The following is a 17592-nucleotide window of genomic DNA, read 5'->3' as shown; positions in this document are numbered from 1 at the left end:
ACCGCGCGCGCCGCCCCCTCCGGGCGGCGCGCCGCGTTTTCGGGGAGCACCGCGTGCGCTCGAGGCTCGCCGGGGCGAGGGCCGGATCCCTCGCGACCTTCGCGGCGCTCGCGGCGGCCGCCGTGCTCCTCGATCTCGGCCGGCTCCACGCCCTCGAGCACGGCGACTCCATCGTCCCGGTGCTCGTCTCGCTGCAGCGCTGGACCCCGTTCTACTGGGACCAGGAGCGGTACGGCATGCTCGTGCCGCTCGTGGCCCTGCCGGTGCGGGATCCGCTCTGGAACCTGCTCCTGCAGCGCCTGCTCCTCGTGCTCGCCGGGCTCGCCGCGGTCGTCCTCCTCGCGCGCCACGTGCTCGCCGGGCGGGAGTGGCGGGTCGCGGGGGCGCTCGCGACGGTGCTGGTGCTCCTCTCGTGGCCGGCGCCCTGGCTGTTCGAGTACCTCGGCGACCAGCCCTACGGCCTCGGGCTCGCGCTGGCGCTCGCAGGGCTCGCCGTGGCGGAGCCCGGGCCCGGAGGGCGCCGCGGACCGGCGCGGCTCGGCGCCGGCCTCGCCCTCGTCCTCCTCGCGCACTGGGTGAACGCGGCGACGGGGCTCCTGCTGGTCCCGCTGGCGGTCGCACGGGCGGGGGTCGACCTCGCCGACGGCGAGCCGCGGCGCGCGGCCCTGGACCGGCTCGTCGTCGACGGCGCGCTCCTCGTCGCCGGCCTCGCCGCCGGGCAGGTCCTGCTGCGCCTCTACCCGGTCTTCTCCGGGCAACCGCTGCGGCTCGCGACCGGGGCGCTCCCCGTGGCCGAGTGGCCGCGCGCATGGGCCGCGTACCTCGGTCGCGCGGCGCGCGAGGCGGGCGCGATCGCCGCGGCCACCGGGGCGGTGGCCGCCGCCGGCGCCGCCGCGCTGCTCCTCCCCGCGGTGCGCCCGCACGCGCGCGCCGTGCTCCTGCGGGCGGGCGCGCTCGTCGCGGGCGCCGCGGTGTACGCGCTGCTCACGGGCACGTTCGCCTGGGTCCGCGACAACGCGTGGCACTGGCGGTACCTCGCGCCTGCGGTGCTCCTCGTGCAGCTCGCCGCGGTCGCGCCGCTCGCGGAGGCGCTCGCCGCCGCCGGCCGCCTCGCCCGGGCGGCCCTGCCGGGCGCGGTGGCGCTCGTGCCGCTCGCGGCGCTCGCCGCGGCCGGCCCGCCGTCGCTCGCGCGCGTCCGCGCGGATCTGGATCGGGTGGCGGGGCGCTGGACGGAGGACGTCCTCGCTGCACGCTGCGATCTCGTGACCGGCGACTACTGGTCGGTCTGGCCAGCGGTCTGGCACGTCGCCTGGTCGGGGCGCGCCCGCGGCACGCCGGTGCGCGTGTACGGCCTCGCGCACCGCGCGAACCCGACGGTCCCCGCGTGGCGCGATCGCCCGAGCTCGACGCTGCGCGTCTGCCGCGTGCGCGGCGCCGAGGGGGCGGCGGACCGGGCCCTGCGGGACTACGGCCTCTGGCCGGCGCGCGTGGTCGAGCGGCGCGCCACCGTCGACGTGCTCGTGCCGGCGCCGGGGCGTGCGCCCGGTGCGGCCCCGGCCCCCGGAGGCGGCGCGGCTACCGGGTCCGGGTCCGGAACATGACGCCGACCATCGCGGTGAACGACGTGTCGTCGTAGTTGCCCGTGTGCGGGTGGAAGGCGATCTCGGCGTCGATCCGGACCTGGTCGCTCGCCCAGACGTAGCCGCCTCCGCCGATGCGTGCGGCGAGCCCGACGTCGCTGTCGTCCGAGTGGAGCCCGCGCGCGAAGTCGGTCGTGTGGACTCCGACCCAGTACAGGCCGAGCCCGAGGTCGCCGTAGAAGCCGGCCTGCCGGTTGATCGCGAGGAGGAAGCGGGCGGCCGGGACGATCTCGAACAGGTCGAGGCTCTGCGAGAAGTCGGGTTGATCCACCGACAGGTGCGAGTAGGCCAGCGATCCGACCCCGGCGAACATGACCGCCGGGGAGAGCCGCTGCAGGTCCAGCTCCGCGTCGAGGCGGAGCCCGATGCCGTCCCAGTCCCCGCGGTCGATGCCGAGGAGCGCGCCGAGCCGGAGGCCGGGCTGGTCGGCGCCGCTGCGGGACTGCGCCCTCGCGGCGGCGGGCGCCAGCGCGGCGAGCGCGGCGGCGAGGGCGAGGGTGGCGAGCGGTCGCGAGCTGGTCATGGGGCTCTCCTCGGATGATGGACCGCGGCATCCTAGCCTCGCCGCCAACCCCGCGCGAGTGTCGCAGGGCGATCCGCGTCAGGCAGGTCCAGCCCCCGGCTCCGCCTCGGCGGTGAGCACCTCGCGCTGGGAGACCGGGGCGATGCGGTGGAGGAAGAAGAAGCCGGGGAGCGCGGCGATCGTCGCGCAGCCGACGAAGAACACCGGATACCCGAGCCGCTCCACGAGGAAGCCGCTGGGGAGCCCTGCCGCCCACCGGCCCAGCCCGAACAGCGACGAGAGCAGGGCGAACTGGGTCGCGCTGTAGCGCTTGTCGCACACGCGCAGCAGCAGCGCGCCCTGCGCCGCCGCGGCCATGCCCTGCGCGCCGTACTCGGTGGCGATGGCGGCGTACGTCCAGCCGCGGGTGACGGCGGAGAGGGCGGGCAGCGTCGCGCACTGCGCGACGTCGAGCGGCACGGCGCGGGAGAGCGCCGCGGCCGAGTAGACGACGTTCGCGCCCGCCTGGAAGACGCCGAAGATCCACAGCGCGCGGCCGAGGCCCATCCGCGTCATCAGCGCGGCCCCGATCGCGGAGCCGGAGATGGTGGCGATCGTCCCGATCACCTTCACCGCGCCGCCGGCCTCCGCGTTCGTGAAGCAGAGGTCCTTCAGGAACGGGTTCACCATCGTCCCGCCCATGTTGTCCCCGAACTTGTAGAAGATCAGGAACAGCGCGATGGGGATGGCGTCCGAGCGGCGGAAGTAGGTCCGGAACGGCTCGACGACGGCGCTGCCGAGGGACCGCGGGGGCGGCGCGGGCACGTCCGGCTCGGGCGCCGCGAGCGTGATCGCCACGAACGCGACGAAGGCGCCGGCGAGCACGAGGAACACGATCGGCCACGGCAGCCACTCCGAAGCGCTGACCGCGAACGCGCCCGCGAGCAGCATGCCGATCCGGTAGTACATGATCCGGAGGCCGGAGACCGGGCCGTGCTCCTCCTTGTGCAACGCCTCGACCGCGTACGCGTCGATGGCGATGTCCTGGGTCGCGGAGAGGAACGCGATCCCGAGGGCGAGGAGCCCGATGACGAGCGGGGCCGACGCGAGCGGCGTCCCGGCGCCCTTCGCCGCGAGCGCGCGCCAGGCGAACGCCGCGAACGCGCCGAACGCGCCGGCGAGCGCGAGCTGGGCGATGATCACCCAGCTCCGCCGCCGTCCCGGCCACGGCAGGGCGTACCGGTCCACGAGCGGCGCCCAGAGGAACTTGAGCGTCCAGGGGAGCGACACGCCGGACAGCAGGCCGATCGTCGACTTCTTGAGGCCGAGATCGACGAGGAAGTACTGCAGCGTGTTGAACACCCACCCGAGCGGCATGCCCGAGGAGACCTGGAGCAGCGCGAGGAGCTGGATGCGCTTCGACCGGAGGAGGATCTTCTTCTTCGGGGCGGTCGCGGCGGCGGGGGCGGTCGACAAGGCGGATGAGAGCCTAGACGCGGGGCGTCGCCGTCACAAGCCACTTCGGGACGCCCGCACGGCCGCGATCCGTTCAGGCGACCGGGCGCACGGCGCGCGCGAAGGCGTCCGCGGGCAGCGTGTTCAGCACGTCGCCCCGGCGCACCCAGCCGCGCCGCGCGGTGAGGACCGCGTACCGCAGGTACCGGAGCGCGCCGGTGGAGTGCGCGTCGACCGAGAGCACCACGGGGATGCCGCGGTCCCGCGCCGCGCGGACATGGCGGGGCTCGAGGTCGAGCCGCTGAGGATCCCCGTTCACCTCCACTGCGCCGCGCGACCGCGCGAGCGCGTCGAGCACCTCCTCGACGCGGACGGCGTACGGCGGCCGCTCGTTCAGGAGCCGGCCGGTGCCGTGGCCCCAGATCTTGAACACCGGCCAGGACATGGCGCGGACGAGCCGGGCGGTCATCTGCGCCTCGTCCATCTTCATCCGGGAGTGGATGCTCGCGACGACGACCTCGAGCTGCTCCAGGATCGCGTCGGGCCAGTCGAGCGCGCCGTCGTCGAGGATGTCCGCCTCGGTGCCGCGGAGGAGCCGGATCCCCACCTGCTCCTGCACCCGTGCGATCTCGTCCCACTGCCGGCGCAGCCGGTCGGGATCCAGGCCGCCCGCGTAGTGCGCCGTCCCGGAGTGATCGGTCACGGTCAGGTACTCCACGCCGAGCGCCTCCGCGGCGCGCGCCATGTCGAGCAGCGTCGCCTTCCCGTCGGACCAGGTCGTGTGGCAGTGGACCAGCCCGCGGACGTCCTCGAGCGTCACGAGGTCCTCCGGCACCCGCCCCGCCCGCGCCGCCTCGAGCTCGCCCGTGTCCTCGCGCAGCTCCGGCGGGATGTACGCGAGGCCGAGGGCGCGGTACAGCTCGGCCTCGGAGCCGACGGACACCTTCGCGGACGGATCCGGCGGCGCCTCCTCGGCCGCGAGCGGCACTTCGGCCACGGCGGAGGCGCCCGGGTCTCCGTCCGCGCGCGCCCCGCCGCGTGCAGGCCGCGGGGGGAGCCGGTAGAGGCCCCACTCGCTGAGCGTGAGCCCCTGGTCGCGCGCGATCCCGCGCAGCTTCACGTGGTGCGCCTTCGAGCCGGTGAAGTGGTGGAGCAGCGTCGCGAAGTCCTCGGGCGGCACGATCCGGAGGTCGACCTGCAGCCCCGACGCGAGCCGCACGCTCGTCTTCGTGTCGCCACGAGCGATGACGTCCTTCACGAGGGGGAAGGCGAGGAAGTGCGCGGAGAGCTCGGCCGGCGCGCGCGACGCCGCGACCACGTCGAGGTCGCCGACGGTCTCGCGGCCGCGCCGTGCCGACCCGGCGAGCTGCACGTCGAGCGCCGCCGGCGAGCGGCGGAGGAACGCGACGATCGCGTCGGCCGCCTCGAGCGCGCCGGCGAGGAGGACGCGCACCTCGGCCGGGCGGGCGCGCAGGCGGCGGATGCCCTCGAGGATCTTCGCCTCGGTCTTCTCCCCGAATCCCTTCACGCCGCGGACGCGGCCGGCGAGGCAGGCCGCCTCGAGCTCGTCGACCGACCCGACCCCCAGCGCCCCGTGGAGGGCGGCGATCTTCTTCGGCCCGAGGTCCGGCACGCGGAGCAGGTCGAGGACGCCGGGCGGGTGCTTCGCGCGGAGCCGGTCGAGCACGTCGGTCGACCCGCGCGCGAGGATGTCCGCGATCTTCTTCGCGAGCGCCTCGCCGATCCCCGGGACGTCGGTGAGGCGGCCCTCCGCGGCGAGGGCGGCGACGTCCTCCGCCACCGCCTCGACGGCGCGCGCGCCGTTCTCGTACGCGCGGATCTTGAACGGGTTCTCGCCCTCGAGCTCGAGCAGGGCCCCGATCTCGCGCAGCAGGCGCGCGACCTCGAACTTGTCGGCCATCGGGCGCTTATATACCGTCCGGACGCCCATGCAGCCCGCCCGGCCTCTCTTCGGGTCCGTTCACGCCTGGTCCCTGCGTCCGCGCGCGTCGCGGACTCCGGGCCCGTGCGCGCGCGGCGTCCGCGCCGCGGCGGTGGCGCTCGCGATCGCGGCGGCGGCCTGCGCCTCCGGCTCGCGCTTCGAGCGCACACGCCCGCGCGAGGTCCTCGTGGAGGTCCTGCCGCGCAGCGCCGAGGTGCTGCTCGACGGGAAGCCGGTCGGGCGCGGGCCCGGCACCTTCCCGGCAGCGTCGCGCGACCTCGGCGGGCACACGGTCGCGTTCCGGGCGCCCGGGTTCGTCCCCGAGGAGCTCGTGCTCCCCGCCGGCGACGTCGCGGGCGCGCGGCTCGGGGCCGCGCTCCGGCCAGAGGGGTTCCCGGGGCCGCCGCTCGACCTCGAGGACGCGCCCGGCCTCGCCGCCGCCGCGGAGTTCCTCGGCGACCAGGGCGACGCCGCGGACGCGCGCGACTACGCGGAGCGGGCGGCGATGGTGGACCCGCGCCTCGCCGAGGCGCACCGCGCCCTCGGCGACGCGCGCGCGCGCCTCGGGGACGGCGCCGGTGCCGCCGAGAGCTGGGGCGAGTACCTCCGGCTCGCGCCGGCGGCGGAGGACGCCGCCGCGGTGGAGGCGCGGATCGAGCAGGCGCGGAGCGGCGGGGGCGACCCGGCCGCGCGGTGAGTCACGAACCGGCGCCGCGCGCCTCCGGCATGGAGGCGTCGACCGCGCCCGGAGGAGCGATGGGACACGTCGAGCACAGGCACGAGGCACCCCGGTCGGCGCGAATCTTCGTCGTCACCGCGTCCGACACGCGGGGGGAGGCGGAGGACGAGAGCGGGGCGTTCCTGCGCCGCGCCGCGGAGGCGGCGGGCCACGTCGTGGCCGGGTACCGGATCGTGAAGGACGAGCCGGCCGAGCTCCGCGCGGCGCTCGACGACGCCGCCGCGGCCGGCGTCGACGCGGTCGTCGTGAACGGCGGGACGGGGATCGCGGGGAGGGACCGGACCTACGAGGCCGTCGCGGGCCTGCTGGAGAAGCGGATCGACGGGTTCGGGGAGCTCTTCCGGATGCTGTCGTACGCGGAGATCGGGAGCGCCGCGATGCTGTCGCGGGCCGTCGCCGGGGTGTGGGGCGGCCGGGCGGTGTTCTCGGTCCCCGGCTCCCTCGCCGCGGTCCGGCTCGCCTGGGAGAAGCTCATCGGGCCCGAGCTCGGCCACGTCCTCCGCGAGCTGCGGAAGGACGCGAGGCGGTAGGGCGGGATGGAGGCGCCGGCGGCCGCCTCGCGCAGGGTGCCGGTCCTCGGCCGCGTCGCCGACGTGCGCGAGGGCGAGGCCGCCGCCGTCCTCTGGGCGTTCGCCTACTTCTTCTTCCTCCTCGCCGGCTATTACCTGCTCCGGCCCATCCGCGAGGAGATGGGGATCCGGGGCGGCGTCGAGAAGCTGCACTGGGTGTTCAGCGCGACGTTCGTCGTGATGCTGGCGGCCGTCCCGATCTACTCGGCCGTCGTCGCCCGCGTCCCGCGCGCCCGCGCCATCCCGTGGGTGTACCGGTTCTTCCTCTTGAACCTGGTCGCCTTCTTCCTGCTCGTCCGCGCGGGCGTCGCGCCGGCCTGGGTGGCGCGCGTCTTCTTCGTGTGGGTGAGCGTCTACAACCTCTTCGTCACGTCCGCCTTCTGGAGCCTCATGGCGGACGTGTTCTCGAGCGGGGAGGGGAAGCGGCTCTTCGGGTTCGTCGCGGCGGGCGGCAGCGCCGGCGCGCTCGCGGGATCGGCCGCGGTCGCCTGGCTCGCCGCGCACGTCGGCATCGCGAACCTGCTCCTGCTCTCGGCCGCGACGCTGGAGGTGGCGGTCCGGTGCGTCGGGCGACTCGTCGCGTGGGGTGCGGAGCGCGGACCGGCGGCCGCCGCCGGCCTGGGTCGCGCGCCGCGCCCGGACGCGGGCACGGGCGGCTCGGCGCTCGCGGGGATCACCGCGATCTTCCGCTCGCCCTACCTGCTCGGCGTCGCCGTCCAGATGCTCCTGTTCGCGATCGGCTCGACGTTCCTCTACTTCCAGCAGGCGCGGATCGTCGCGCACGCGATCCCCGACTCGGCCGACCGTGCGCGCCTCTTCGCGGCGGTGGACCTCGGGGTGAACGTCGCCGCGCTCGCGACGCAGGCCCTCGCGACCGGCCGCATCGTCGGCGCGCTCGGCGTCGGCCCAGCGCTCGCGCTCGTCCCGGCGCTCTCCATCCCGGGGTTCGCCGCGCTCGCGCTCCTCCCGACCGTCTGGACGCTCGGCGTGCTCCAGGCCGTTCGGCGGGCGGCCCACTTCGCGCTCGAGCGTCCGACGCGCGAGGTCCTCTTCACGGTCGTCTCGCGCGAGGACAAGTACAAGGCGAAGAGCTTCATCGACACGTTCGTCTACCGCGGGGGCGACGTCGTGTCCGGGTGGCTCCACGCGGGGCTGGCGGGGCTCGGGTTCTCGCTCGCGGCGCTGTCGCTGTCGGCGATCCCGTTCACCGCCGCGTCCGTGGGCGTCGCCCTGTGGCTCGGGCGCCGGCAGCGCCGGCTCGAGGAGGCCGCGCGATGAGCAGGATGGGACGGCGGACGTTCCTGGGGCTCGGCGCGGCCGGCCTCGCGGCGGTCGCCGCGCGGGCGTCCGGGGCGGGCGCTCGGGATCGGGGAGGGGAGGCGATGAACACGCGGAAGGTTCCACGAACCGGCGAGGCGATCCCGGTGATCGGTCTCGGCACCTGGGCGACGTTCGACGTCGGGCCGGACGAGGCGGAGCGGGCGCCGCGGCGCGAGGTGCTCCGGGCGTTCCTCGCCGCCGGCGGCCGCGTGATCGACTCGTCCCCGAGTACGGCCGCTCGGAGGAGGTGACGGGGGACCTCCTCGCCGACCTCCGCGGCGCGCCGCGCGCGTTCCTCGCGACCAAGATCTGGACGCGCGGCCGGGCGGAGGGGGAGGCGCAGGCGCGGGAGTCGATGCGGCGGATGCGGACCGACCGGCTCGACCTCCTCCAGATCCACAACCTGCTCGACTGGCAGGTGCACCTCCCGACGCTGCGGGCGATGAAGGCGGCGGGCACGATCCGCTACCTGGGGATCACCCACTACGCCCCCTCGAGCTTCGACGAGATGGAGCGGATCCTCCGGCGCGAGGGCGTCGACTTCGTCCAGCTCCCGTACTCCGCCGCGACGCGGGAGGCGGAGGCGCGCCTCCTCCCGGCGGCCGCCGAGACCGGGACGGCCGTCCTGGTGATGCGTCCCTTCGAGGAGGGAGCGCTCTTCCGGGCGGTGGAGGGCAAGCCGTTGCCGCCCTGGGCGACGGAGCTCGCCTGCACCTCGTGGAGCCAGGTCTTCCTCAAGTTCATCCTCGCCCAGCCGGCGGTCACCGCCGTGCTGCCGGCGACCGCGAACCCCCGGCACCTCGCCGACAACGTGGGCGCCGGGACCGGGCCGATGCCGGACGCCGCGCTCCGGAAGCGGATGGCAACCGAGCTGCGGTTCTGAGCCTCGCCCGAGGAGGAGCGCATGCCGTCGACCCGCCGTGAATTCGTCCGTTCCGCGCTGTCCGCCGTGGCGGTCGCCGCGGCGCCGGGGCACGGCGGTGCCGCGCCGGGGCCCGCGCGGAGGATGAAGCTCCTCGTCCTCGGCGGGACCGGGTTCCTCGGCCCAGCGGTCGTCGAGGTCGCGCGGGCGCGCGGCCACGTCCTCACGCTCTTCAATCGGGGGAAGACGAACCCGCAGCTCTTCCCCGACGTCGAGAAGCTCCGCGGCGACCGCGACGGCCAGCTCGACGCGCTGAAGGGCCGGCGCTGGGACGCGGTGATCGACGACTCCGGCTACGTGCCGCGGATCGTGTCCATGAGCGCGAGGCTCCTCGCCCCGAGCGTCCGCCGCTACCTGTTCGTCTCCTCCGTGTCCGTGTACCGGGACGACATCCCGCGCGCCTCCGACGAGACCGCGCCGCTCCAGACGATGGCGGACGAGACGAGCGAGGACGTCCGGGCGAGCTACGGCGCGCTCAAGGTGCTCTCCGAGCGGGCGGCGGAGACCGCGCTCCCGGGCCGGACGATCGTCGTCCGTCCGACGCTCATCGTCGGCCCCGGCGACCCCACCGACCGGTTCACGTACTGGCCGGCGCGCGTCGACCGCGGCGGCGAGGTGCTCGCGCCGGGCGACGGAGAGGACCCGGTCCAGATCGTGGACGTTCGCGACCTCGCCGCGTTCATGATCGGCCTCGTCGAGGCGGACGAGACGGGGACGTACAACGTCGCGGGACCGGAGCGGACGCTCGAGATGCGGGAGGTCCTCGCCGCGTGCGAGGCGGCCGCGCCGGGCAAGGCGAGGCTCACCTGGGTCCCGTGGCCGTTCCTCGAGAAGGCGGAGGTCCAGCCCTGGGTGGAGCTGCCGGCCTGGATCCCGCGCCAGCTCCCGGACAGCGCGATGGCGACGGTCTCGAACGCGCGCGCCGTGGCGAAGGGGCTCCGCTTCCGTCCGGTTGCGGCGACGGTGAAGGACACGCTCGCCTGGTGGCGCGCGCTGCCCGGCGAGCGGCGCGCGAAGCCGAGGGCGGGGCTCGCGCCGGAGAAGGAACGCACCGTGCTGGAGCGGTGGAGGGGGGAGGCGAAGAGCGGCACGGGCGCGGCGCCGGGTGCGGCGACGGCGAAGTAGCGGCCGGTCGCCTCGAACCCGAACCCGAGGGCCGTGCCCGCGGCCCTCTCCCGGCCCGAGGCCCGTCACCCGTGAGACGAGGCCCGGCGCCCGTGAGACGTGGCCCGCACGCATGAGACGAGGCCCGTCACCCGGCGCGTCCCCCACCTCGGGTCACGTTGGCATTCGCTTTCCCGTCAGCGATCTCGGTCCCATTCACTTTCGCGTCCGCCCGGCGAGGGGTGCTGGGCGCTCCGGGGTACGGCGCCGCGCCGGCGTGGAGGCCCCCTCGTCCGTGCTCGCCGCGGACTCGCGACCGGGCGCCGTAGGTCGATCGGGCGCCGAAGCGCGCGGGGCCGCGGCACGCCCGGACGCGCCACGCTCGCGCCCGGGCGTGGCGTGCGTCGGGCGAGGCGAACGGTTCCGTGGGGCGCTCGCGTGTCACGTCGCGTGCACCGCGGCTGAAGTACTGTCGATCGGGTCCGTACGCAGCGACGCGGCTGCGCGCGGGCGAGGGGGCCTCCCCGACTGTATGGCGCGGCGCCTGTTGGTGTTCGCGATCCCGGCCTCGCTTTCGCCGCTCGCCCTCGCCCCTCGCCGCTCGCCGCTCGCCGCTCGCCGCTCGCCGCTCGCCCTCGCCCTCGCCCTCGCCCTCGCCCGAGCCCGAGCCCGAGCCCGAGCCCGAGCCCGAGCCCGAGCCCGAGCCCGACCTCCCCGACTCCGACCTCGGCACACCAGATCCCTCCCTCTCCCCCCGCGCAGCGCAGCGGAGCGGGGGGAGAGGGCCGGGGTGAGGGGGGCCGCTCGGGTCCATGGCGGCCAGGGCCCGGGGGCCAAGGGACAGGGATGACGGGCACGGAGAGACTCGGGCACGTCAACGGCCACGGCAACGGCCACGAATCGCAGTCGCCTTGCGCACTCGACCCCGATCGGCCAAGAACCCCCCGTGGCCCGCCCGCGCTCACGCCCGCTCCCCGCCGATCGCGCCGCGCGGCTGCGCCCGCTCCTCGACGCGCTCGACGCCGCGCTCGACCGCGCCGCGCGCATCGCCGCGGATCCCGTGGAGTTCCCGCGTTCGTACCCCGCTCCGGAGGACGCCGAGGTGGCGGGGCTCGTCGCGGTGAGCCTCGCGTACGGTCGCGCGGACGTCTTCAAGCCGGTGGTGGCGCGCGTCCTCGCGACGATGGGCCCCTCGCCGGCGCGCTTCGCCGAGACGTTCGCGCGGGCGCCGGACGCCTCCGCGTTCGACGGCGTGGTGTACCGCTTCAACCGGCCGCCCGACCTCGCCGCGCTCGCCGCCGGCATCGGCGCGATGCGGCTGCGGCACGGCGGCCTCGGCGTCCGGTTCGCGGCGCTGTTCGAGGGCGCGGGGGGCGGGCCGGGCGCGCTCCGTCCGGCGCTCGCGGCGTTCGCGGCGGAGCTGCGCGACGCGCCGGAGGGCCGCGCGCTGCTCGGCCCCCGCGGCCCCCGCGGCCTCCGGCATCTCCTCCCCGATCCCGCCGGTCCCGGCGCCTCGAAGCGCTGGAACCTGTACCTCCGCTGGATGGTCCGCGGCCCCGATGCGGTGGATCTCGGGCTCTGGCGCGGCGTGTCGCCGTCGGCGCTCGTGGTGCCGCTCGACACCCACGTGCACCGCGTGGCCCGAGCGCTCGGGCTCACCGCGCGGCGCGACGCGAGCTGGCGCACCGCGGAGGAGATCACCGCCTCGCTGCGCCGGCTCGATCCGGACGATCCGGTCCGCTACGACTTCGCGCTGTGCCACCTCGGGATGAGCGGCGCGTGCCCCGCGCGGCGCGACCGGGCGCGCTGCGCGGCCTGCCGCCTCGCCGACGCGTGCCTCGGCGGCCGCCTCGCCGCGCGACCGGCGACGAGGGCGAGCGCGCGGCGCGCTCTCAGGGCCGCGCCGGGCCCGCGGCCCGCGGCTGCTCCGCGGGCAGGCCGCACCGCCAGAAGCTGAAGGTCGTCACGCGCTTGCTGCCCTTCGTCACCGTGAGCGGCTCGAGCGGCTCGAGCGGGCGGCAGAGCTCCTCGCGCCGCGCGCAGGCGCCGTCGCGGGCGTCGAGCACGACGAGCGCGGTCCGGCCCCCGAGCCGCGTCCAGTCGAGCCACTCGTCGTACTGGAGCCCCGGCTCGCCGAGCGCGCCGACGCCACTCGTCTCGGGGCGGCCCGGCAGGTAGAAGGCGAGCTCGCTCGCGACCTTGTAGTTGCAGCCGATGACGGGGGCGCCGGCGGGGAGCCGGGCCCGCTCCGCCTCGACCCGGGCGGCGAGCTCGCGCCATCCCGCGGAGGTCTCGTCCTTCGCGGGCAGCGGCAGCCACGTCACGACCGGCCAGAGGTGCAGGAGGACGCTCATCGCGAGCGCGAGGGCTCCGCCGCCGGCGACGAGCCACCACCGCGGGCCGCGCCGCTCCGGGACGAGCGCGGCCGCCCCGGCGAGCGCCGTCGGCCACACCGGCGCGAGCCAGTTCATCTTCACCCAGTGGACGGGCGAGACGACGGTCGCGAGGACGAGGAGCGGCGCGGAGAAGATCAGGACGACGCGCCACGCCGGCGCTGCCCGGCGGCGCCACGCCGCGATCACCGCGTCGACGCAGAGCAGGAGGACGACGGGCGACATCGCGAGCACCTGCAGCCCGACGTACCGGCCGAAGAGGACCGGTCGGAAGCGCGAGGTCTCGGCGCGGCCGGTCGTCTGGAAGGCGAAGCTCTCGAGGTGCCGGGCGGCGTTCCACACGACGACCGGAGAGAAGAGCGCGGCGGCGAGGACGACGCCGAGCCAGGGCCAGGGCGTCCGGAGCAGACGCCGGCCGCGGGGGTCCCAGAGCAGGAGGACCAGGATCTGGGGGAGGAGCAGGAACCCCGTGTACTTGCCGAGCATCGCCCAGCCGGTCGCGGCGCCGGCCGCGAGGAGCCACTCCGGCCGCTCGTCGTCGAGGGCGCGCACGGTGCAGTAGAGCGCCATGGCCCAGCCGGAGAGGAGCGGCCCGTCCGGCGTGACGATCACCTGGCCGATGGAGAAGAGCGGCACGACCGCGCCGCCGGCGATGGCGAGGAGCGCGGCGCGGCTCCCGAAGAGCCGCCTCGTGGTCAGCCACAGGAAGGCGGAGAAGAGCGTCGAGTGGAACGCCGCCGCGAGCCGGATGGCTCGCTCGGAGTCGCCGAACGCCGTCGTGAACAGCCGGATCGTCCACGCCGCGAGCGGCGGGTGGTCGAAGTACGAGAGGTCGAGCCGCCGGCTCCACTCCCAGTAATAGGCCTCCTGCGGCGACAGCGCGAGCCAGCCCGCGTACGCGACGTGGAACAGCGTCACCGCCGCGAACAGGAGGAGCGCGCGCCGGTCGAGCCGCGGATCGCGGGACGGAGACGGCGCGGGCGAGGGTGCGGGCGGCTGGACGGGCAGGGCGGCGCTGGGCACGGCGGCGGAGCCTACCGCGAAGCCCGTCCGGCCGCGACCCTGCCTCGCCCGCCTACACGCGGCGCAGCTTCTGGCGCAGCTCGAGGGCGATCTCGCCCTCTTTGAAGACGCGGACGGTGCCGGTGGTCTGCGAGACGGTGATCGCCACCGCCTTCGACTCCGCGGAGATGGACGCCGCCGCGCTGTGACGCGCGCCGAGGCCCATCGGCAGCTTCACGTCCCGGGACATGGTGAGGAGGTAGCGCCCGGCGGCGAGCACGACCCCGTCCTCCCGGATGATGAACGCGCCGTCGAGCGCGGAGAACGTCTTCACCGCCTCGCGGATCGGCGGGTCGAGCGCGTTTCGCTCCGCCTCGCTGATCCCCTGGAACGGGTTCAGGATGAGCTGCCGGCTCTTCTCCATGACCGCCGTCGAGTCGCCGATGACGATGATCGTGCCGACGGGGCGTCCCTCGTAGCCCTCCGCCCCGATCTCCATCGCGGTGTGGATGAGCGACTCGACGACCTGGGACGAGAACTCGGGCGGGAGCCCCAGCGTGTCGACGCGGATCTTCTCCTCGGGATCCTCCGAGCCGATGGTCACCTTCACGAGCGTGTCCATCACCTTGTCGTTCCCGGGGCCGGCGAGCGCGAGGACCGTGTCCCCGTCCTTGAGGAGGCCGGCGGACTGCGCCGCGACGACCGCGACCTTGATCTTCTCGATGCGCGTGTAGTCGTACGGCGGGATCATCACCGTCGTGTACTTCTTCGCCTTGAGCTGGTTCACGAGGCCATCGCTCGTGACGGCGTAGACCAGCTTGCGCTTGACGGGACGGCCGCGCAGCTCCGCCGTCGAGAGCGGGTGGTCGGAGACGTACAGGAGGCGGTCGACCTCGGACCGCGACATCAGCACGAGCGCGCCGCGCAGGAACTCGCGGTCGAACTTCCCTTCGGGCATGGAGCGAGGATCCGCCGCCCGGCCGCCCGAGTAAAGCTTTGGGATTGCACCCTTGGGACCTCCGGCCGCGCTCCGGCGGCGCACGCCGGGGGCCGACCCCGGGGGCGCCGGTGGGACGGCCGGTCGCCTTGACACGGCCACCCCCGACGTTTAGGTTCACGGCCTTCTTTTTTAGGGACCCCCGGGGGTAATCGCTTGAACAAGAAGGACCTCAAGAAGTTCAAGACGATGCTGGAGGAGTCCAAGCGCCAGCTCCTCGTCCAGGCCAAGAAGACTCTGACGGAGGAGTCGTCCTTCGACACGGACGACCTGCCGGACGAGATCGACCTGGCCTCGAGCGAGTACACGCAGTCGATGATCTTCCGCCTGCGCGACCGCGAGAAGTTCCTCCTCGCGAAGATCGACAAGGCCCTCGCCCGGATCGAGAACGGCACGTTCGGGATCTGCGAGAAGTGCGAGGAGGAGATCTCCGCGAAGCGCCTCGAGGCCCGCCCGGTCACGACGCTCTGCATCCGCTGCAAGGAGGAGCAGGAGCAGAAGGAGAAGTCGTTCGGGTAGCTCCCCGTCTCGCGGCGCGGAGCTCCGGCGGCCGGGCCCTCGCGGGTCCGGCCGCGCCCGTCTCGGGGCGCCGGTCCTCTACGCGTCGACCCGGAGCACCTGGCCGCCCACCAGGAGCTGATCGCCCGGCGCGAGGGCCGTCTCGCCGGAGAGCGACGCGAAGGTCCCGTTCGAGCTGCCGACGTCCACCACCGTCACCGACTCGCCCCGGACCTCGAGGAGGGCGTGACGCGCCGAGACGTAGCGGTCCGCGGGGAACACGACGTCGCCCGCCTCGCGCCCGATCGCGTTCTCGCCCTCGTGGAGCGGGAACGCGTCGCCGTCGCCGCCGCCCTCGAGGAGCTGCGCCAGGCGGAGCCGCGTGCCCGGGCCGGGGGTCCCCCACGCGCGGACGCCGCTCGCGTCCGCGGCGGCCGGGGGAGGGAGCAGCTCGAGCCGCAGCACCTGCCGGCCGACGCGCAGCGTGTCGCCGGGCGCGAGCCGGTGCGGGCCGCGGATGCGGAGGAACGTGCCGTTGACGGTGCCGAGGTCCTCGACCGTCAGCGCTCCGCCGCGCACCGTGAACCGCGCGTGGCGCGGCGACACCGTGGGATCCTCGGCGAGGCGGATCGAACCCGTCGTCCTCCCGCAGAGGGTCTCCTCGCCGGAGAGGTCGAACGCCGGCGCGGGCAGCAAATCGCCGCGCACGATCGTGAGGCGGGGGCAGCCGGCGCGGGCCGGGACGGTCGCGGCGCCGGGCGCGGCGGTCGGGCCGGGGATGTGCTGGGGCGTGGGCGGCGGCGGCGCGCCCGCCGGAGCGCCGCAGTGACCGCAGAACCGGAACCCGGGGTGGAGCTGGGTCCCGCAGGCGGCGCAGGTCGGCGGGGCGGTGGTCATGCGGACGCGATTGTACAGGAGCCCTACCGGAGCTTCTCCTCGACCGACCGCATCTTCCCGGCGATCGAGTGATCCGGCTTGTCCCGCCGGTCGTCGATCTTGATGAACGTCGAGACGCGGACCGCGCCCTGCGTGAACGGGTGCTCGTGCATCTTCCGGATGACGGCCAGGATCTCGTCGAGGTCGCCCTCGATGATCGTGCCCATCGCGGTGAGCTGGCTCGTGAGCTGGGTGCCGCGGAGGATCTTCTCCACGCCCGCGACGTACGTCGAGACGCTCGGCGTTCCGGTGCCGAGCGGCGTGATCGAGAGGAAGACGACGGCCATGGGCAGGGCCTCCGGTCAGGGGTCGACGACGACGCGCAGCACCTGGCGGCCGAGCCGCACGGCGTCGCCGTCGCGCAGCTCGCGCTCGCCTCGCGGGGGGAGCCTCACGAACGTCCCGCTCGACGAGCCCAGATCGCGCAGCCGCGCGCCTCCGGCGGCGTCGAGCACGATCTCCGCGTGCGCCTGCGAGAGCAGCGGGTCGGCGCCGAGGTTCACCGCGCACCCCGCGCGGCCGATGGTGACGGAAGGCCCGCCCCGCACGAAGACGCGCCCGGTCCCGCCGCCCTCGAGGCGCTCCTCGAGCACGACCGCGGCGCCGCGCGGGCGCGGTGCGCCGAGGCGGTGCGTGCCGTCGGGCGCCGGCGCCTGCGGCGGCGGGAGCGGGCCGACGAACCGGAGGAGCCGCTCGCCGAACGCGAGGTGATCGCCCGGCCGGAGCGACACGGAGAGCCCGCGGAGCCGGAGGAACGTGCCGCCCGGCGCGCCCTCGTCGCGCACGTGCAGCGCACCATCGCGGTAGAGGAAGGTCGCGTGGTGCGGGGCGAGGCAGGGGTCGTCGGGGAAGACGACGGACCCGCTCGTGCGGCCGGTCTCGACGCGCTCCGCGTCGAGGGCGAACGTCGCGCCCTCGCGGCCGCCGCCGCGCTCGACGACGAGGCGTGCGCGGCCGGGCGAGAGGACCGCGACCGTCGGCGCCGCGGCTGGCTCCGCGCGCGCGCTCGCCATCACCTGCGTGCCGTGCGGCGCCAGCGCCTGCCCGCAGTGCGCGCAGAACGCGCCGGCCCGGGCCTCGGTCCCGCAGCGGGGGCAGCGCGCGCCGAGCGGCAGCGGTGTGAGGGCGGGCGCGTCGGGACCGGTGGGCCGGAGGGCGGCGGCGGGCACGAGGCGAGTCGCGGCCGGAGCGCCCCTCGGGAACGAGCGAACGACCGGCGTGCCGGGGACGGGCGGTGGCGGCGGCGAGGGCCGGGCGGGGCCTGCGAGCGCGGGTGCGGTCGGGGCGGGCGTGGCGGTCGGGGTCGCGATGGGGGGCGGGCGCGTGGAGGGCGATATCGCGGACGACGCGGCGTCGACGGCCACGCCGAGCGGCTTCCCGCACCCGACGCACGTGCTCGCGCCCGGCTCGTTGTAGGCGTCGCAGCCGCGGCACACGATCCCGAGGATCCCGGTGAGCCGTCCGAGCTCCGCCTCGACGCCACACGCCGGGCAGCGCGCCATCGTCAGATCGAGACCCGCGCCGCACGTCCTGCACTTCACCAGACCCTCCGATCGTGTCGCCGGCGACGTTA

Annotated in this window: 17 protein-coding genes; 9 read left to right on the top strand and 8 right to left on the bottom strand. The window is 75.6% G+C overall.

All coding sequences use genetic code 11. The features are described from left to right. The first annotated feature begins 53 nt into the window (after positions 1 to 53). Entirely contained in the window at positions 54 to 1601 is a 1548-nt protein-coding gene (locus AMOR_RS04225; RefSeq protein ID WP_248358730.1) for a hypothetical protein, read from the top strand. Here AMOR_RS04225 and AMOR_RS04220 read toward each other — a convergent pair. From AMOR_RS04220 to AMOR_RS04210, 3 genes are all read right to left on the bottom strand, one after another. Continuing rightward, positions 1576 to 2163, bottom strand: a complete 588-nt coding sequence (locus tag AMOR_RS04220; protein WP_248358729.1) for an outer membrane beta-barrel protein — start codon at positions 2161 to 2163, stop codon at positions 1576 to 1578. The genes AMOR_RS04225 and AMOR_RS04220 overlap by 26 nt on opposite strands. A 78-nt stretch (positions 2164 to 2241) precedes the next feature. Continuing rightward, positions 2242 to 3618, bottom strand: a complete 1377-nt coding sequence (locus tag AMOR_RS04215) for an MFS transporter (RefSeq protein WP_248358728.1) — start codon at positions 3616 to 3618, stop codon at positions 2242 to 2244. A gap of 73 nt (positions 3619 to 3691) precedes the next feature. Further along, positions 3692 to 5518 carry a helix-hairpin-helix domain-containing protein gene (locus AMOR_RS04210; RefSeq protein WP_248358727.1) on the bottom strand — a complete coding sequence of 609 codons (1827 nt, stop codon included), beginning with the start codon at positions 5516 to 5518 and terminating at the stop codon, positions 3692 to 3694. A 28-nt stretch (positions 5519 to 5546) separates the two neighbouring features. Between AMOR_RS04210 and AMOR_RS04205 the strand changes: the two genes are divergently transcribed. The 7 genes from AMOR_RS04205 to AMOR_RS04175 all read left to right on the top strand — a co-directional run bounded on the left by AMOR_RS04205 (position 5547) and on the right by AMOR_RS04175 (position 12150). Further along, positions 5547 to 6236 carry a tetratricopeptide repeat protein gene (locus tag AMOR_RS04205; protein ID WP_248358726.1) on the top strand — a complete coding sequence of 230 codons (690 nt, stop codon included), beginning with the start codon at positions 5547 to 5549 and terminating at the stop codon, positions 6234 to 6236. 59 nt (positions 6237 to 6295) lie between these two features. Next, positions 6296 to 6808: a MogA/MoaB family molybdenum cofactor biosynthesis protein gene (locus tag AMOR_RS04200; protein ID WP_248358724.1), complete on the top strand. Its 513-nt coding sequence runs from the start codon at positions 6296 to 6298 to the stop codon at positions 6806 to 6808. A 6-nt stretch (positions 6809 to 6814) separates the two neighbouring features. After that, positions 6815 to 8125, top strand: coding sequence for an NTP/NDP exchange transporter (locus tag AMOR_RS04195; protein WP_248358722.1), 1311 nt, complete (start codon positions 6815 to 6817; stop codon positions 8123 to 8125). After that, complete coding sequence (locus AMOR_RS04190; RefSeq protein WP_248358720.1) at positions 8122 to 8418, top strand: hypothetical protein; 297 nt, start codon at positions 8122 to 8124, stop codon at positions 8416 to 8418. The genes AMOR_RS04195 and AMOR_RS04190 overlap by 4 nt, the downstream gene beginning before the upstream one ends. Continuing rightward, positions 8415 to 9050 carry an aldo/keto reductase gene (locus tag AMOR_RS04185; RefSeq protein WP_248358718.1) on the top strand — a complete coding sequence of 212 codons (636 nt, stop codon included), beginning with the start codon at positions 8415 to 8417 and terminating at the stop codon, positions 9048 to 9050. The genes AMOR_RS04190 and AMOR_RS04185 overlap by 4 nt, the downstream gene beginning before the upstream one ends. Before the next feature lie 21 nt (positions 9051 to 9071). Next, on the top strand, positions 9072 to 10214 hold the full coding sequence (locus tag AMOR_RS04180; protein ID WP_248358716.1) for an NAD-dependent epimerase/dehydratase family protein: 1143 nt from the start codon (positions 9072 to 9074) through the stop codon (positions 10212 to 10214). A 925-nt stretch (positions 10215 to 11139) separates the two neighbouring features. Further along, positions 11140 to 12150 carry a TIGR02757 family protein gene (locus AMOR_RS04175; protein WP_248358714.1) on the top strand — a complete coding sequence of 337 codons (1011 nt, stop codon included), beginning with the start codon at positions 11140 to 11142 and terminating at the stop codon, positions 12148 to 12150. Here AMOR_RS04175 and AMOR_RS04170 read toward each other — a convergent pair. Next, positions 12086 to 13609, bottom strand: a complete 1524-nt coding sequence (locus AMOR_RS04170) for a glycosyltransferase family 39 protein (RefSeq protein ID WP_248358712.1) — start codon at positions 13607 to 13609, stop codon at positions 12086 to 12088. The two genes, AMOR_RS04175 and AMOR_RS04170, sit on opposite strands and share 65 nt — an antisense overlap. A gap of 52 nt (positions 13610 to 13661) precedes the next feature. Further along, positions 13662 to 14546: a DNA integrity scanning protein DisA nucleotide-binding domain protein gene (locus tag AMOR_RS04165; protein WP_248358710.1), complete on the bottom strand. Its 885-nt coding sequence runs from the start codon at positions 14544 to 14546 to the stop codon at positions 13662 to 13664. A gap of 195 nt (positions 14547 to 14741) precedes the next feature. Between AMOR_RS04165 and AMOR_RS04160 the strand changes: the two genes are divergently transcribed. After that, complete coding sequence (locus AMOR_RS04160; RefSeq protein WP_248358709.1) at positions 14742 to 15104, top strand: TraR/DksA family transcriptional regulator; 363 nt, start codon at positions 14742 to 14744, stop codon at positions 15102 to 15104. Positions 15105 to 15182: 78 nt separating this feature from the next. Here the strand turns inward: AMOR_RS04160 and AMOR_RS04155 are convergent, their stop codons facing one another. The 3 genes from AMOR_RS04155 to AMOR_RS04145 are packed head-to-tail and all read right to left on the bottom strand — an operon-like array spanning position 15183 to position 17560. Then, positions 15183 to 15980 carry an FHA domain-containing protein gene (locus AMOR_RS04155; RefSeq protein WP_248358707.1) on the bottom strand — a complete coding sequence of 266 codons (798 nt, stop codon included), beginning with the start codon at positions 15978 to 15980 and terminating at the stop codon, positions 15183 to 15185. A gap of 23 nt (positions 15981 to 16003) precedes the next feature. Then, positions 16004 to 16306: an MTH1187 family thiamine-binding protein gene (locus AMOR_RS04150; protein ID WP_248358705.1), complete on the bottom strand. Its 303-nt coding sequence runs from the start codon at positions 16304 to 16306 to the stop codon at positions 16004 to 16006. Between the two features lie 15 nt (positions 16307 to 16321). Continuing rightward, the gene (locus tag AMOR_RS04145; protein WP_248358702.1) at positions 16322 to 17560 is read right to left on the bottom strand and encodes an FHA domain-containing protein; all 1239 of its coding nucleotides are present in this window, start codon (positions 17558 to 17560) and stop codon (positions 16322 to 16324) included. Positions 17561 to 17592: the final 32 nt, after the last annotated feature.

The sequence above is a fragment of the Anaeromyxobacter oryzae genome, from assembly GCF_023169945.1.
Taxonomy (GTDB): Bacteria; Myxococcota; Myxococcia; order Myxococcales; family Anaeromyxobacteraceae; genus Anaeromyxobacter; species Anaeromyxobacter oryzae.
This window is presented reverse-complemented; position numbering and strand designations above follow the sequence as displayed.